The following is a 14,836-nucleotide window of genomic DNA, read 5'->3' on the forward strand; positions in this document are numbered from 1 at the left end:
TTTGCGGATGAAAATGGTTTTGCCTACTTTTCCCAAAAGAAAAGTAGGTCGAGCCGAAGGCTAATGATGAAATTTAGATGAGAATTCGGTAAGACACCGTTATTGACATCTGTTTTTAGATGAAAGGATATTTTGAATGACAGCTCAAGCAAAAAAATTAAATTCTGCTGACAAAAAAGCCCTCCCTCAGCATATTTACGATACGTTTATCGTAGGCGCAGGGATTTCAGGTATTGCAACAGCAATCCGTCTTGATCAAGTTGGTTATAGCAACTACAAGATCATAGAAAAGGCAACACGCGTTGGTGGTACTTGGCGCGAAAACACTTATCCAGGCTGTGGTTGTGACGTACCGTCAGCTTTGTATTCATACTCATTTGCACCAAGTGCAAAGTGGAGTCACTTATTCGCTCGTCAACCTGAAATTTTGAACTACTTAGAAGAAGTAAGTGAGAATTTTGGCGTGAGTTCAAAAATTGAATTTGGTACAGAGTTACTCAGTGCAAAATGGGATAATGAGCGTAATTTATGGGTGATGGATACTAATAAAGGGCAGTTCTTGTCACGTGCAGCTATTTTCGCAACAGGCCCAATTACCGAAGCTCAAATTCCAAAATTAGATGGTCTAGAGACCTTTACTGGCGAAATGTTCCATTCAGCAAGATGGAATCATGATTATGATTTGACTGGTAAACGTATTGCGGTCATTGGAACGGGCGCATCAGCAATTCAGTTTGTGCCACAAATTCAACCAAAAGCTAAAGAATTATATGTATTCCAGCGTACCGCGCCCTGGGTTGTTCCAAAACCTGATACGGATTTAGGCGATGTAAGTAAAAAATTAATCGAGAAATATCCATTAATTCAAAAAACTTGGCGCCAAGCGGTTGCTCAATCATTGAATGCAATTAACTTTGGTTTACGTAATCCTGCTGTGTTAAAACCAGTAGGTGAGTTGGCTAAACTGATTCTACGTTTCCAAATTGAAGACGCAGAGTTACGTAAAAATGTAACGCCAAACTTTACTATTGGTTGTAAGCGTTTATTGTTCGCAAACAACTATTATCCAGCTTTACAGCAACCAAATACTAAACTCATCCCTCATGGTTTAGTCAAGGTTGAAGGTAATACAGTTGTTGCTGCAAATGGTGAGCGTCATGAAGTTGATGTGATCATTTGGGGTACAGGTTTTGAAGTCTCTCATCCACCGATTGGCAAGCGTGTTGCGAATGAAAAAGGTGAGATTTTAAATGACCTTTGGAAAAGCAGTTCTCCAGAAGCGTATTTAGGTACAAGCATTGAAAACGTACCAAATGCTTTCTTGGTTTTGGGTCCGAACGTTCTGGTATATGACTCTTTTATTGGTCTAGCAGAAGCTCAACTTGATTATATCGTTGATGGTTTATTGAAAATTAGAGATCAAGGTATTGCCAAGTTAAACATCAAACCTGAAGTGATTAAAAAGCACAATGAGTTAGTACAAAAACATCTTAAAACAACTGTTTTCAATGCTGGTGGATGTAAGAGCTACTATTTAGATGCAAATGGTCGAAACTTTGCTGCTTGGCCTTGGTCATTGAAAAAGTTAAAACAACGTTTAAAACAGATGGATTTAAACGATTACCAAGTGACGTATCAAACTGAAAAGACCAACTAATTTTTTAGTCGAGTGATATTAGGGCAGTAAATTTTATCTTCGGATGGAGTTTGCTGCTTATTTTTTGCAAGATAGAAATAAATTAGGAAATAAATATGAAAGATGGACAATCAAGCCGAACGGCTGAAGCGGCTGCCGCATTACGTGCAAATCATTTCCAAAATGCTCAAAATCCAGTTTTTTCCGATCCATTTGCATTTAACCTAACTAGCAAAGGTTGGCAAAAATTATTGAAAACATCGCTCACCGTTAAAGTGATGAACTCAACTGTATTTAACCGAACTTTAGGTTTATTGACAGGGCAAGTTGTTGGTCGTTCTCGATATGCAGAAGACTTATTGCAGCAAGCGATTCAGCAAGGAACTCAGCAATATGTCTTGGTGGGTGCAGGTTTAGATTCGTTCACGTTGAGACAAGCACAGCGCTATCCTAATTTAAAAATTTTTGAAGTTGATCATCCTGATACCCAAGCGGCAAAACAGTTGAAACTCAAAGAATTTGGTGACATTCCAGCTAATGTTGAGTTTGTATCAATTGATTTTGAAAAAGAATCGATTGCAGATGCTTTGGCAAGAAGTTCATTTCAACAAGATGAAAAAGCATTTTTTTCTTGGTTGGGTACAACACACTATCTTGAACCACAAACCACATTACATACTTTATCGAGTATTGCTCAAATCGCTAGCGAGGGAAGTGAAGTGGTTTTAGATTATTCAATTGACTATCGTGAGTTGAATGGTGTTGAACGTTTCGGAAGTTTATTTGTTTCACAATTTACTCGTTTCTTGAAAGAACCATTAAAAGGTCAGTTTCGAACGAAAGATTTGCATCAAGCTGTGAATGAAATCGGCTATCAGGTTCTAGAGGATTTATCAGGTGATGGTCTAAGTGAGCGCTATTTTTATCAGCGTCCTGATCATATTCGACATACTATAGCAACGCATATGTTGCATTTGATTTTAGCTAAATAGGCATTTATGGTGACTTAGCTCCTAAGAGTTTGGGGGCTAAGTGTCTAAATAAAAAGATGCTTAATTAAAATAGATTCTGTATAAAATCCCATTCGGAAATTAATAAAAATAAATATTGGTAAAGCAAAGCGTTGGAGTATATTGCTAAAATAAATCAATAAAAGAAAGAGTAGCAATTGGGAAGCGTATGTACATTGATCTAAACAGTGATTTAGGCGAGAGCTATGGCTCATGGTCTATGGGTAATGATGAACAAATACTTCCGATTGTTAGTAGTGCCAATATTGCTTGTGGTTTTCATGCAGGCGATCCCAAAAGTATTCTACAAACATTGAAGCAAGCTGCTCAATTAAAAGTGAGTATTGGAGCGCATGTCTCCTATCCAGACTTGGTGGGTTTTGGCCGTCGTAATATGGATGTGGCATATGATGAGTTATATGCAGATGTCTTGTATCAAATTTCAGCTTTACAAGGTCTAGCACAAGTCGCAGGCACTAGCGTTCGGTATGTAAAACCTCATGGCGCTTTGTACAACACTATCGCTACCAATTTAGATCAAGCAAAAGCAGTTATAGATGCGATCTTGGCTTACGACTCGTCTTTGGTATTAGTTGCTTTAGCTGGTTCACCGTTAATCGAATTTGCAAGAAAACAAGGTTTAAGAGTCGTATCAGAAGCATTTGCTGATCGTGCTTACCATCGTGATGGGACCTTGGTTTCGCGTCGTCAAGAGGGTGCAGTTTTGCATGATGTAGAAATGATTGCTGAGCGTGTATTAGATATGATCAAAAAAAAGGGTGTCATGTCTATAGAAGGCGAATTTACCCCGCTTAAAGCCGATACAATCTGTTTGCATGGAGATTCGTTAGGAGCATTACAGATGGCAAAAGTGATTCGCCAAACCTTAGCTGATCACCAAATTGCTATACATAGCTTTGTATCTTAAGACTTATAGATCATATCGTTGAGTGCTGGAATGAGATTTTTATCGGTCAATGAAAATGCATTTTTAATTGAATTAGATGCTTTAGAGACAACAATTGCAGTATATCAATCACTCAATCAAGCGAATCATCCTTATATTCAAGAATTAATTCCTGCTGCTCGAACAGTCTTGGTGTATTTCGATCCAATTTGGATTGATCAACTTAGCTTGATCAAATGGATTCATTCCCAAAAAATTGAATTAAAACGATTTAATTCAACTAAAGAAATTGTTATTGGTGTTCATTATGATGGTTGTGATTTAGCAGAAATAGCCGATCATTTAGGGCTAACAACTCAACAATTGATTCGAAAACATACCGAAACCTGCTGGCAAGTTGCATTCATTGGTTTTGCACCGGGATTTGCTTATTTGATGAGCCATGATCAGCCTTTTGGTAGTGTCCCACGCCGATCCTCACCCCGTAAAAAAGTAACAGCAGGATCTGTCGGTTTAGCAGGAGAATATAGCGGAATTTATCCTAAGGAGAGTCCTGGTGGGTGGCAACTGATTGGGAGAACGGATGAAATCATGTGGGATATTCACCGAGAAAATCCAGCTTTGTTACTGCCTTCTGATCAAGTGATTTTTAAAGATATTAGTCGAAACCCAACACAAACCTCTGTTTCAACAACCCTAGTTCATTCAAATTTAGCAACCCATAAACCCGCTCTATTTGAAGTATTAAATACTGGATTACAAGTCTTAGTCCAAGATCAAGGTCGGCATCATGTAGCATCTCTTGGAGTTGGAAGAGCAGGCGCGTTAGATCAAAGTAGTTTTGTTGAAGCGAACCTAATCGTTGGTAATCCTAAACATGCAGCAGTGTTAGAAATTTTAAATGGTGGGCTAAAACTTAAAGTCATTCAGCCAACTGTAATCGCAGTAACGGGTGCATTGAGTGAGCTTTGGATCACTTATAAAGAGACAGGTAAAAGACAAGCCAGCTTATGCCAACCAATCGCTTTAGATGAAGGTGATAAGATCTATCTAACACAGCCTAAAGAAGGGTTACGTAACTATCTTGCAGTTCAGGGTGGAATCTATGAACCGTACCGGGTTTGTCGGAGACCACTTTTCTTGAGAGAATGTCCCGATGAAAAAAGTAAAATACACCCCTGAAATCAGAGATAGAGCGGTTCAATTATTGATTGAATCTGAAAAAGATTATCCTTCTACTTGGGCTGCAATCACCGCTATTGCTCCCAAGATAGGTTGTACTCCTGAAACTCTACGTGTTTGGTATCAAAAATATTTAGATAAACAAAACCCAATTAAAGTACAGCAACTTTCAGATCAAGAACGTATTAAACAACTCGAACGTGAAAATAAAGAACTGCAACGTGCTAACGAAATTCTACGTAAAGCAGCCGCTTTTTTCGCCCAGGCGGAGCTCGACCGCCCACACAAATAATGGTGGATTTTATCCAGAACAATAAAGATCGATATGGTGTTGAAGCGATTTGTAGAATTTTACCGATTGCAGCTTCGACCTATTATCGGGCTTTAGATCTCGTTGATAACCCAGAACATCGAGCGAAACGTGCTCTGCATGATTTACATCATGCAGAGCAAATCAAACGTATTTGGAAAGAAAGTTTAGGTCGATATGGTGTGCGTAAGGTCTGGCAACAATTGAAACGTGAAGGTTATGTTATCGCACGTTGTACAGTTGCTCGATTGATGCAGAAGCTAGGTATACAAGGTGTTTGGCGTGGTAAGAATAAACAAACCACCCGTAGCCGAGATGATCAAAAACGAGCAGATGACTTAGTAAAACGCAATTTTAATGCAGATCATCCTGACCAGCTGTGGGTCGCTGACTTCACGTATATTCAAACTCATTCAGGCTGGGTCTATACCGCCTTTATTATTGATGTGTTCTCGCGAGCAATTGTTGGATGGAAAGTATCAACACGTATGAATACAGATATGGTGCTCGATGCACTGGAGCAAGCATTGCATGATCGAGGCATGCCAAAGAACGTGATTCATCATAGTGACAGAGGCGTGCAATATCTTTCCATTCGTTATACCAATCGTTTAGAAGCAGCAAATTTACGAGCATCAGTCGGTACGACCGGTGATTCATACGATAATGCTTTGGCTGAAACGGTGAATGGCTTATACAAAACAGAGGTGATTGAATATTTAAAAGCGGATTGGCAAGGTTTAGCGGATGTACAACTTGCGACACTAAACTGGGTAGATTGGTTCAATAAAGAGCGTGTACACAGTGCACTGGGTTATGTATCACCTTTTGAGTTTGAAGCAATGTACTATGATAAGATTAACCCGTTAGGTCAGGTGGCCTAACTTAAATAAAAAAGTCTCCGACAAACCCGGTACGGTTCACTATGCGGAGCAAGTTCTAGGTAGTGTCAGTTATGATTCTCTTGCAGAATTGGGTACATCGCCTATTCAGGTCGGTGATCAGATTTATTCTGCTCAGTTAAAAACTTATCCTGTTGAGTTAAATCTTTTTGTTCGAACAAAACCAAAAGTAGGCGATGAAATCATTATAGATGTGTGTTTAGGTCCTCGAACAGATTGGTTCTCTACAGATAGTTTGGAATTGTTCTTCAATCAGCGGTGGCAAGTCAGTGCTGAAAGTAACCGAATTGGATTGAGATTAAGTGGTGAAAAACCACTAGTGAGAGAGATCGACAAAGAGTTACCGAGTGAAGGATGTTGTACTGGAGCGATACAAGTACCCCCAAATGGTCAGCCTGTCTTATTTATGAATGATCACCCAATTACAGGTGGATATCCAGTCATCGCGAGTGTTGCAGCATATCATCTGGACCTAATCGCGCAGATTCCAACGGGGTGTTTGATTAAATTTAGACAAATTTCAGATTTTATGGACTTAAAATAAATGTACAGTTCACATAAGCTTTTAATTGCAAATCGGGGTGAGATTGCAGTTCGTGTGATTCAAGCTTGCAAAGATTTAGCGATTAGGTCGGTTGCAATCTATGCAGATGATGACATGGCGAGTTTACATGTCAAAATGGCGGATGAAGCTTGGGCGCTATCAGGTTTAACTGCAAAAGAAACTTATCTCGATATTAATAAAATTTTGGCAATTGCCAAAAAAGCTCAAGTCACGATGATTCATCCAGGATATGGTTTCCTTTCAGAACGTGCTGATTTTGCGCAAGCAGTATTAGATGCAGGGCTTATTTGGGTTGGGCCACCGCCTAAGGCAATTCAACAACTTGGTGACAAGATTCAAGCAAGAAAAATTGCTCAATCAGTTGGTGCTCCATTGGTACAGGGCACAGCACAACCACTACAGTCTGCAGAAGAAGCACTAAAGTTTGCTAAACAATATGGCCTCCCGATTGCTATCAAGGCTGCTTATGGTGGCGGTGGACGTGGTTTAAAGGTCGCTTGGGAGCTCGAGGAAGTTGCGAGCCTGTATGAGTCTGCCGTAAGAGAAGCTACAGCAGCCTTTGGACGAGGCGAATGTTATGTTGAGCAATATTTGGATAAGCCTAGACATATTGAAGCTCAGATTCTCGCAGATCAGTTAGGTCATATCGTTGTTGTTGGAACACGAGATTGCTCTTTGCAAAGACGTAATCAAAAGCTTGTAGAGGAAGCGCCAGCACCATTTATATCCGATGATATTTATCAGCAAATTGTAAGTTCATCGATCAAGCTATGTCGTGCAGTTGATTATGTCGGGGCTGGTACAGTCGAATATTTATTGAGCCAAAATAGCAAGCTTTCATTTTTGGAAGTTAATACACGATTACAAGTTGAACATCCCGTGTCTGAACAAACTTCGGGATTAGATATTGTTGTCGAACAAATAAAAATTGCATTAGGTGAACCGCTTTCAATCCAAGCTACGCCGAAAACCCAAACTCATGCAATTGAGTTTCGTATCAATGCCGAAGATCCTGCACGTGGATTTATTCCCTCATTTGGTCAAATATCCAAATTTATGGCGCCATCTGGTATTGGAATTCGTCTAGACACAGGCGTTATGCAAGGAAGTGAAGTCTCCTGCCATTTTGATTCTTTATTTGCAAAATTAATCGTGACGGGACCAACACGTGAGATTGCCATTCAACGAGCTAAAAGGGCTTTAGCTGCTTTTGAAATAGAAGGTGTAGCCACTGTTTTACCTTTTCATAAAGCAGTATTGCAACATCCAGATTTTGTTGACGAATTTAAAGTACATACGCGATGGATTGAGCAAGATTTTTCTCACGAATATGAGGTTCAACAGCGAAGTATGATTCAGGATGATCATCAGTTTGCACGTTTCATGATTGAAATAGATGGGAAGTTACAACAAATTGGATTGCCGAAGGAGTTTTTAAATTTTCAAAGCGTTCAACAGCATGTCAAACCTATAGAAGAAGTTAAAGTATTTGATGAAAAAACGCTGCTTGCTCCAATCTCAGGTGTAATTACAGCTTGGAAAGTAGAAGACAATCAAATGGTAGAAAAAGGTGATGTAGTTGCAGTGATGGAGGCAATGAAAATGGAAGTTCAGGTAACTGCTCATCGTAGTGGACAGATTAAGCAATTAGCACAGATCCATCAAAATTATTCAAACGATGAGAAAATAGCTGAGATTCATCCAGTTTGAGACCATTATAATAAAAAAGCCACTAGATCATTATCTAGTGGCTTTGTATGGCTTAACGACGGCTTTGATTGTACACAGCCATAGCTGCTGGTAGGTTCTTACGCATATCGCCAATACGTTGAGTATTTGATGGATGTGTTGATAAGAACGATGCACCGCCAGGACCATCAAGACGATTCATTTTTTCCCATAAGCTAATTGCCGCGTTAGGATTGTATCCAGCGCGCGCCATTAACATCAAACCGCCGTAATCGGCACGACTTTCGAGATTACGAGAATAAGGTAAACCAATACCAATTTGGCTACCTAAGTTAATTGCTGCATTTCCAGCTTCACCAATATTAGCGCCCGCATAGCTGGTACCAATACCAATGGCTAGGCTAGTCAGTGCTTGAGCCCCAATTTTGCTTTTAGCGTGCTCTTCAAGGGCATGGGTCATTTCATGTCCCATAATTGCAGCGATTTCATCATTGGTTAGATTTAGCTTATTTACGATACCTGTGTAGAAAACAACTTTACCACCAGGTGCGACATAAGCATTCACGTTGTCAGATTTCAGCACTGCAAGCTGCCAATCAAAGCGTTGTCCAGTTTGATTCATTCGATCTGCATAAGGTTTTAAACGTAAGAAAACCGTATTGATACGTTGATAAGTGCTAGAACTAGTATCAAGTTGGTTTTTAGCACGAGCTTCTTGAGTCATTTTAGAGAAACTTTGTGCTGATTGAGCATTCAAAGTTGCACTATCTGCACCAGCCATATCAGCAAAAGAAGCACAACCAGAAATGGTCATCACTGATGCTGCACAAAGGCTTAAAGCCAGCTTCTTCATACTTATTCTCTCCAAATCAGTATCTTATTGATTTAATCATTCCTTAGAATTATAAAAAATGTTTGAAGCGCATAACATTCTGAATCTCTCTATAATCATTGTAATTATGTAATCAAACTGAAAATGATATTTGAGATAAATCAAAAAATTAAAGCCAGTGTGAGGCACTGGCTTTGTTAAGAGTCACTAGAAGCGTGTAACGATTATTCTTCGTCGTCAAACTCTTCTTCAGTAAATGCATTTTCTTCTAATGAAGTATCAAAAATTAAAATTGCTTTACCATCAGTTTGAATCATGCCTTGATCTTCAAGCGTCTTAAGAACACGTCCAACCATTTCACGTGAACAACCGACAATACGACCAATCTCTTGGCGAGTAATACGGATTTGACGACCATTTGGTAAGATCATTGCTTCTGGTTGCGAAGATAAATCAATTAAACAACGTGCAATACGACCAGATACATCAATAAATGCAAGGTCAGTTACTTTACGTGTTGTATTTTTTAAGCGGCGAACTAATTGAGCAAATACCGCGTAGCTCAAATCAGGATATTGTTTGCTTAATTCGTGGAAGTTGTCATATGAAATCTCAGCGATTTCACAAACATCACGAGTTCTTACTTCCGCAGTACGTTGTGGGTTCTTCTCAAAAAGACCCATTTCGCCAAAGAAATCCCCAGGGTTTAAATATGCAACGACAATCTCACGTTCATCATCTTCACGTAAAATAATTGACACCGAACCTTTTAATATTAAATACAGTGATTTTGATTCCGTTCCAGCGTCAACAATCGTGGTGCGTTTAGGGTATCTGTTAATATGAGCACGTTTTAGCAAGGCTTTAACAGATTCAGGTAATTGACCTGGTGATAAAGCATCAGTGCTAAGCTGTGAAAAATTTGAAGTCATGCTTAAAATTTCCGAATTTGGATAAAACCGATCGCACAGGCCTTGTTAGAGCCTTTTCTACACAGAAGAGATGAAATTCCTTATCAACTCATTTTATGTTAGTGTACAAGAACAGAGTAAATTTATAACGTTTTTTGGGTAGTTGCAATGCAAACAAGTGTACATTGGTTAGAGAATGTTGCTTTTGAAGCGAAATCAGAAAGTGGTCACACTGTGCTGATGGATGGTTCCGCTGAATATGGTGGTGAAAACCGTGGTCCACGTCCTATGGAGTTGATTTTAATGGGACTTGGTGGGTGTGCTTCGTTTGATATTGTGACCATTTTAAAGAAATCTCGTCAAGATGTGACCAATGTCGTATGTCAGCTAAAAGCTGAACGTGCTGACGCGATTCCAGCAGTTTTTACCAAAATCCATTTGCACTTTATTGTGACTGGAAAAGCTGTCAAAGAAAAGCAAGTTGAGAAGGCAGTTGAACTTTCAGCTGAAAAATATTGTTCGGCAAGTAAAATGTTATCTGATGGTGGTGTCGAAATCACGCATGATTTTGAAATTGTTGAAACTGCCGAAGCTTAAGATTGTTTAGATTTTCTAAAAGGTGATCAATATCGATCACCTTTTTTATTTTAAAAATAATTGTGGGTCAACTCGTGCATTATTTAAACTCATACCCCAATGCAAATGTGCGCCTGTCACTCGTCCAGTTTTTCCTACAAGACCGATAAGTTGACCTTGACGAATTGCTTGACCTTTTTCAACATCAATTTTACTTAAGTGGCAAAACATGCTGATTAAGCCCTGACCATGGTCAATCAAGATGGTATTACCATTAAAAAAGTAGTTACCAGTCTGAACGACAATACCATCAGCTGGTGCAATGACTTTTTGTCCTACAGGTGCGGGAATATCTAATCCAGAATGTGGAGCACGTTCTTCTCCATTAAAAAAACGCTTCCGACCAAAAGAATTACTGAATTTACCTTTAGTAGGACTGATAAAATTAGGAAATTGAGTCCAAGTACTGTTTGTAAAAGAGTCGTAAATATCATTTTGTTCTTTGGCTTCGCGAGCATAGCGGTCAAGTTGCGCTTGGGTTGGATTTACATAATCCTGATTTTTTACGTTTAAACGTTGCTCAGCATATGAGAATGCTTTGATCTCAATTTGAATTGGGGCGATATTCGTTTCAAGGTTCAATATTCCAACAGGAGCAGATAAAGGAATACCGAAAACAGCATATCGTTTAGAATTTTCACGAGAAATTAAAACAGGTTTATGGTTATAAAACACCTGCGTTATTTGGTCTGATAATGGTATTACCGCAATTCCTCCCGCTCGACGCGAGTCTTTAGGTAATTCAGCTACTGAGACTGAGGAAAGTGTAATAAGAACAGAAGAAATAACAAACTTATTAAAATACATTGCTTTCAATGACATGAAATTATTTATGTCAAAGTAGGTCAGATTGAAATTATAAGCAATAGTCCATTTGTGATCTTTCAACACATTAAAAATTTATAAAATTATACTTGAAATAGGGAGTTTATAGTCCCATATTATTACTGAGTTTTATCAATGATGATTAATATAAATTTTTGAAATATATATAAATTTTATTTGAAATTTAAAAATTAGTTCCCATCTTAATTACAAGTTGAAAATTTGTTGTGAGGAATAACAAGAATGCGTTTTGAAAAATTTACAAACCGTTTACAGCAAGCTCTTTCAGATGCTCAATCGTTAGCAATGGGTAAGGATCATACAGCGATAGCAGGAATTCATATTCTGACAACCTTGTTAGAAGAGCCTGCTAATTTAAGCTTATTACAACAGGCTGGCGCTCGTTTACCTGAGTTAAAGCAGAAATTAGAGCAAGCTTTAAAAAATGCTCCGACATTAGCAAACCCAACAGGTGATATTAATCTTAATCCTGAAGCGGTAAAGGCATTGAATCTTGCGGATCGCTATGCACAGAAAGTTGGTGATGAGTTTTTATCAACAGATTGGGTATTGTTGGGTTTAGCTGAGACAGGCGAAACCAAAACTATTTTGAATGGTGTTGGTGTTACAGCAGAGAATTTACGTAAAGTCATTGAAAATATTAGAGGAAATGACAAAGTTATGAGTAATAATCACGAAGATCAACGTGACTCATTAAATAAATATACGATTGATTTAACTGAGCGTGCATTGGCAGGTAAGTTAGACCCTGTGATTGGGCGTGATGATGAAATTCGCCGTACCATTCAAGTGTTGTCGCGCCGTACCAAGAATAACCCAGTGTTAATTGGTGAGCCTGGTGTGGGTAAAACCGCAATTGTTGAGGGGTTGGCACAACGGATCATCAATGGTGAAGTACCTGAAAGCTTGAAGAATAAGCGTGTACTCTCTTTGGATTTGGGCTCATTACTTGCGGGTGCAAAATATCGAGGTGAGTTTGAGGAGCGCTTAAAAGCCGTTCTAAAAGACCTTGCGAAGCATGAGGGTGAAATCATTCTCTTCATCGATGAGTTGCATACACTTGTTGGTGCTGGTAAGGGTGATGGTGCGATGGATGCAGGTAATATGTTAAAACCTGCTTTGGCTCGCGGTGAGTTGCGTTGTGTTGGTGCAACGACTTTAGATGAATATCGTCAATACATTGAAAAAGATGCTGCACTTGAGCGCCGCTTCCAAAAAGTCTTGGTTGATGAACCGAGTGTGGAAGATACGATTGCAATTTTACGTGGTCTTAAAGAGAAATATGCAACACATCACGGTGTACAAATTCTAGACTCAGCGATTATTGCTGCTGCTAAAATGTCTCATCGATATATTACCGATCGTCAGTTACCAGATAAGGCGATTGACTTGATTGATGAAGCTGCATCGCGCATCAAAATGGAGATCGACTCTAAACCTGAAGCTTTAGATAAATTGGATCGCCGCTTAATTCAGTTAAAAATGCAACTAGAAGCGGTGAAAAAAGATGAAGATGCGGGTAGTAAAGCTGAAGTTAATCATTTAGAGCAACAGATTGCTGAAAAGCAAAAAGAGTACAATGATCTAGAGGAAATTTGGAAAGCTGAAAAAACACTGGTCGAAGGTGATAAAAAGGCTCAAGTTGAACTTGATCAAGCACGTGTTGCTTTAGAAAAAGCAAAGCGTGAAGGTGATTTAGCTGAGGCTGCACGTTTGCAATATGGTGTGATTCCAGAGTTACAAAAACGTTTGGAACAAGCTGAAGTCGCAGAAGAAAATGAGGAACCAAAGCTCATTCGTACTAAAGTGACTGAAAATGAAATTGCTGAAGTGGTAAGTGCAGCAACAGGAATCCCTGTTTCAAAAATGCTTCAAGGCGAGCGTGAGAAACTTCTTAATATGGAAGAGTTTTTACATAATCGTGTAGTTGGGCAAGATGAAGCAGTCGTCGCCGTATCGAATGCAGTTCGTCGTTCACGTGCAGGTTTGTCAGATCCAAATCGTCCAAGTGGGTCATTTTTATTCCTTGGTCCAACTGGGGTTGGTAAAACTGAGTTGACTAAAGCATTAGCAAACTTCTTGTTTGATAGTGATGATGCCATGATTCGTATTGATATGTCTGAATTTATGGAAAAGCACTCAGTTAGCCGTTTAGTCGGTGCACCTCCAGGTTATGTTGGTTATGAAGAGGGCGGTGTTTTAACTGAAGCTGTACGTCGTAAACCTTATAGCGTCGTACTGTTTGATGAGGTGGAAAAAGCACATCCAGATGTATTCAATATCTTATTACAAGTGTTGGATGATGGTCGTTTAACGGATTCGCAAGGTCGTGTGGTTGACTTTAAAAATACGGTTATCGTAATGACATCTAACCTTGGTTCACAAGATGTTCGTGAATTAGGAGAAGGCGCAACTGATGATGAAGTAAGAACTGTTGTGATGAGTGCTGTAAGTCAGCATTTCCGTCCAGAGTTTATCAACCGTATTGATGAGCTAGTGATCTTCCACTCACTACAAAAAGCTCAGATACGTGGTATCGCAGATATTCAGTTAGATCGTTTACGTTCTCGTTTGAGTGATCGTGATATGGGCTTAACTGTTGATGATACAGCGTTTGATCTGTTAATTGATGCTGGTTTTGACCCGATCTACGGAGCTCGACCTTTGAAACGTGCGATACAACAGCAAGTTGAAAATAGTCTTGCTCAAAAAATATTATCAGGTGAGTTCCAACCAGGAGATAATATTTTGATTAAAGCTGAGGGCGGACAACTGGTATTTGACAAAATCAAACTCAGTTAAATTTTGAAATCTTCAAGTTAAAAAGATGGTGACATAAGTCACCATCTTTTTTTGTATTAAGCAATTTATCAGATTTTTCAATGAATATTACCAATGACATTGCGACATTATGAAAAACTTGATACTTTCTGAGCAAATAAGAAAAAAATTCAGGATGAATTGCAATGGAAAAAAAGCAGCACTATTACACCAATATCGGTGTAATTTTGTTCATAACCGCTCTGCCTTTGAAAGGTTGGGCTGTTCAGCCACTATCAGAAAGGATTCTTGCTCAACAAACAACTATATTAAACAATACCTTACCTTATATTATTCAGAAAGCTGAACAAGATGCTCAGAAGCCTGAGGAAGAGCGGTGGCGTGCTCAGCGAATTTTAAGTGATAATTATTTGCGAGAAATTCGTATTGAAACGCTTTTAGATGGTGTTCTGTCCCCATACGAAGAACAAAAGAAAAATAATGTCGCTGACTTGCGAGAAAAGAAAAAGGCAACGATCAAGCCTCATGCACAAGATCCAGATCGCTTTACGATATATGAGTTTGAATCATCAAATATCAAAGGTGAGATTCGGATTACTGTCAAGTAACCCGATCTCTTGGATGATTTA

11 protein-coding genes, 2 pseudogenes and 1 other annotated feature are annotated in these 14,836 nt (G+C 39.0%); of the genes and pseudogenes, 10 read left to right on the forward strand and 3 right to left on the reverse strand.

From position 1 onward, the window contains the following. Positions 1-136: 136 nt before the first annotated feature. From Q9Q86_RS03840 to Q9Q86_RS03870, 7 genes and pseudogenes are all read left to right on the forward strand, one after another. Complete coding sequence (locus tag Q9Q86_RS03840) at positions 137-1,657, forward strand: NAD(P)/FAD-dependent oxidoreductase (protein WP_112987013.1); 1,521 nt, start codon at positions 137-139, stop codon at positions 1,655-1,657. Positions 1,658-1,752: 95 nt separating this feature from the next. After that, positions 1,753-2,628 carry a class I SAM-dependent methyltransferase gene (locus Q9Q86_RS03845; RefSeq protein WP_112987012.1) on the forward strand — a complete coding sequence of 292 codons (876 nt, stop codon included), beginning with the start codon at positions 1,753-1,755 and terminating at the stop codon, positions 2,626-2,628. Between the two features lie 187 nt (positions 2,629-2,815). Next, positions 2,816-3,574, forward strand: a complete 759-nt coding sequence (locus Q9Q86_RS03850; RefSeq protein WP_112987011.1) for a LamB/YcsF family protein — start codon at positions 2,816-2,818, stop codon at positions 3,572-3,574. A gap of 30 nt (positions 3,575-3,604) precedes the next feature. Beyond that, positions 3,605-4,660 (forward strand): annotated as a pseudogene (locus tag Q9Q86_RS03855) (carboxyltransferase domain-containing protein); the annotation flags it as partial. Between the two features lie 49 nt (positions 4,661-4,709). Next, a protein-coding gene (locus Q9Q86_RS03860; protein WP_100833221.1) for an IS3 family transposase occupies positions 4,710-5,929 on the forward strand; the annotation gives its coding sequence in 2 pieces (ribosomal slippage) (positions 4,710-4,986 and positions 4,986-5,929; 1,221 coding nt in all). Next, positions 4,985-5,101: a sequence feature (AL1L pseudoknot), on the forward strand. Its footprint overlaps the gene before it by 117 nt. Positions 5,930-5,975: 46 nt before the next feature. After that, a pseudogene (locus Q9Q86_RS03865) lies at positions 5,976-6,491 on the forward strand (allophanate hydrolase); the annotation flags it as partial. After that, complete coding sequence (locus Q9Q86_RS03870; RefSeq protein ID WP_112986829.1) at positions 6,492-8,222, forward strand: biotin carboxylase N-terminal domain-containing protein; 1,731 nt, start codon at positions 6,492-6,494, stop codon at positions 8,220-8,222. Between the two features lie 52 nt (positions 8,223-8,274). On the opposite strand, the gene Q9Q86_RS03875 is transcribed toward Q9Q86_RS03870, so the two are convergent. Beyond that, positions 8,275-9,054, reverse strand: coding sequence for a M48 family metallopeptidase (locus tag Q9Q86_RS03875; RefSeq protein WP_004915079.1), 780 nt, complete (start codon positions 9,052-9,054; stop codon positions 8,275-8,277). A gap of 203 nt (positions 9,055-9,257) precedes the next feature. Then, positions 9,258-9,965 (reverse strand): cAMP-activated global transcriptional regulator CRP, encoded by a 708-nt coding sequence (gene crp / locus Q9Q86_RS03880; RefSeq protein ID WP_004915082.1) that lies wholly within the window; start codon positions 9,963-9,965, stop codon positions 9,258-9,260. Positions 9,966-10,112: 147 nt separating this feature from the next. Here crp and Q9Q86_RS03885 point away from each other — a divergent pair, with 147 nt between their 5' ends. Beyond that, entirely contained in the window at positions 10,113-10,541 is a 429-nt protein-coding gene (locus Q9Q86_RS03885; RefSeq protein WP_004953612.1) for an OsmC family protein, read from the forward strand. Between the two features lie 45 nt (positions 10,542-10,586). Here Q9Q86_RS03885 and Q9Q86_RS03890 read toward each other — a convergent pair whose 3' ends face one another. After that, a complete protein-coding gene (locus Q9Q86_RS03890; protein WP_112986830.1) occupies positions 10,587-11,387 on the reverse strand; it encodes a M23 family metallopeptidase in 801 nt (266 codons plus the stop codon). A 261-nt stretch (positions 11,388-11,648) separates the two neighbouring features. On the opposite strand from Q9Q86_RS03890, the gene clpB reads away from it, so the two are divergent. Both clpB and Q9Q86_RS03900 read left to right on the forward strand, forming a co-directional pair. Beyond that, a complete protein-coding gene (clpB, locus tag Q9Q86_RS03895) occupies positions 11,649-14,228 on the forward strand; it encodes an ATP-dependent chaperone ClpB (protein ID WP_004953616.1) in 2,580 nt (859 codons plus the stop codon). A gap of 164 nt (positions 14,229-14,392) precedes the next feature. Beyond that, positions 14,393-14,815, forward strand: a complete 423-nt coding sequence (locus tag Q9Q86_RS03900; RefSeq protein WP_112986831.1) for a hypothetical protein — start codon at positions 14,393-14,395, stop codon at positions 14,813-14,815. The last annotated feature ends 21 nt before the right edge of the window (positions 14,816-14,836 follow it).

This window comes from Acinetobacter sp. A22, from assembly GCF_030913345.1.
GTDB classification, from domain to species: Bacteria; Pseudomonadota; Gammaproteobacteria; order Pseudomonadales; family Moraxellaceae; genus Acinetobacter; species Acinetobacter junii.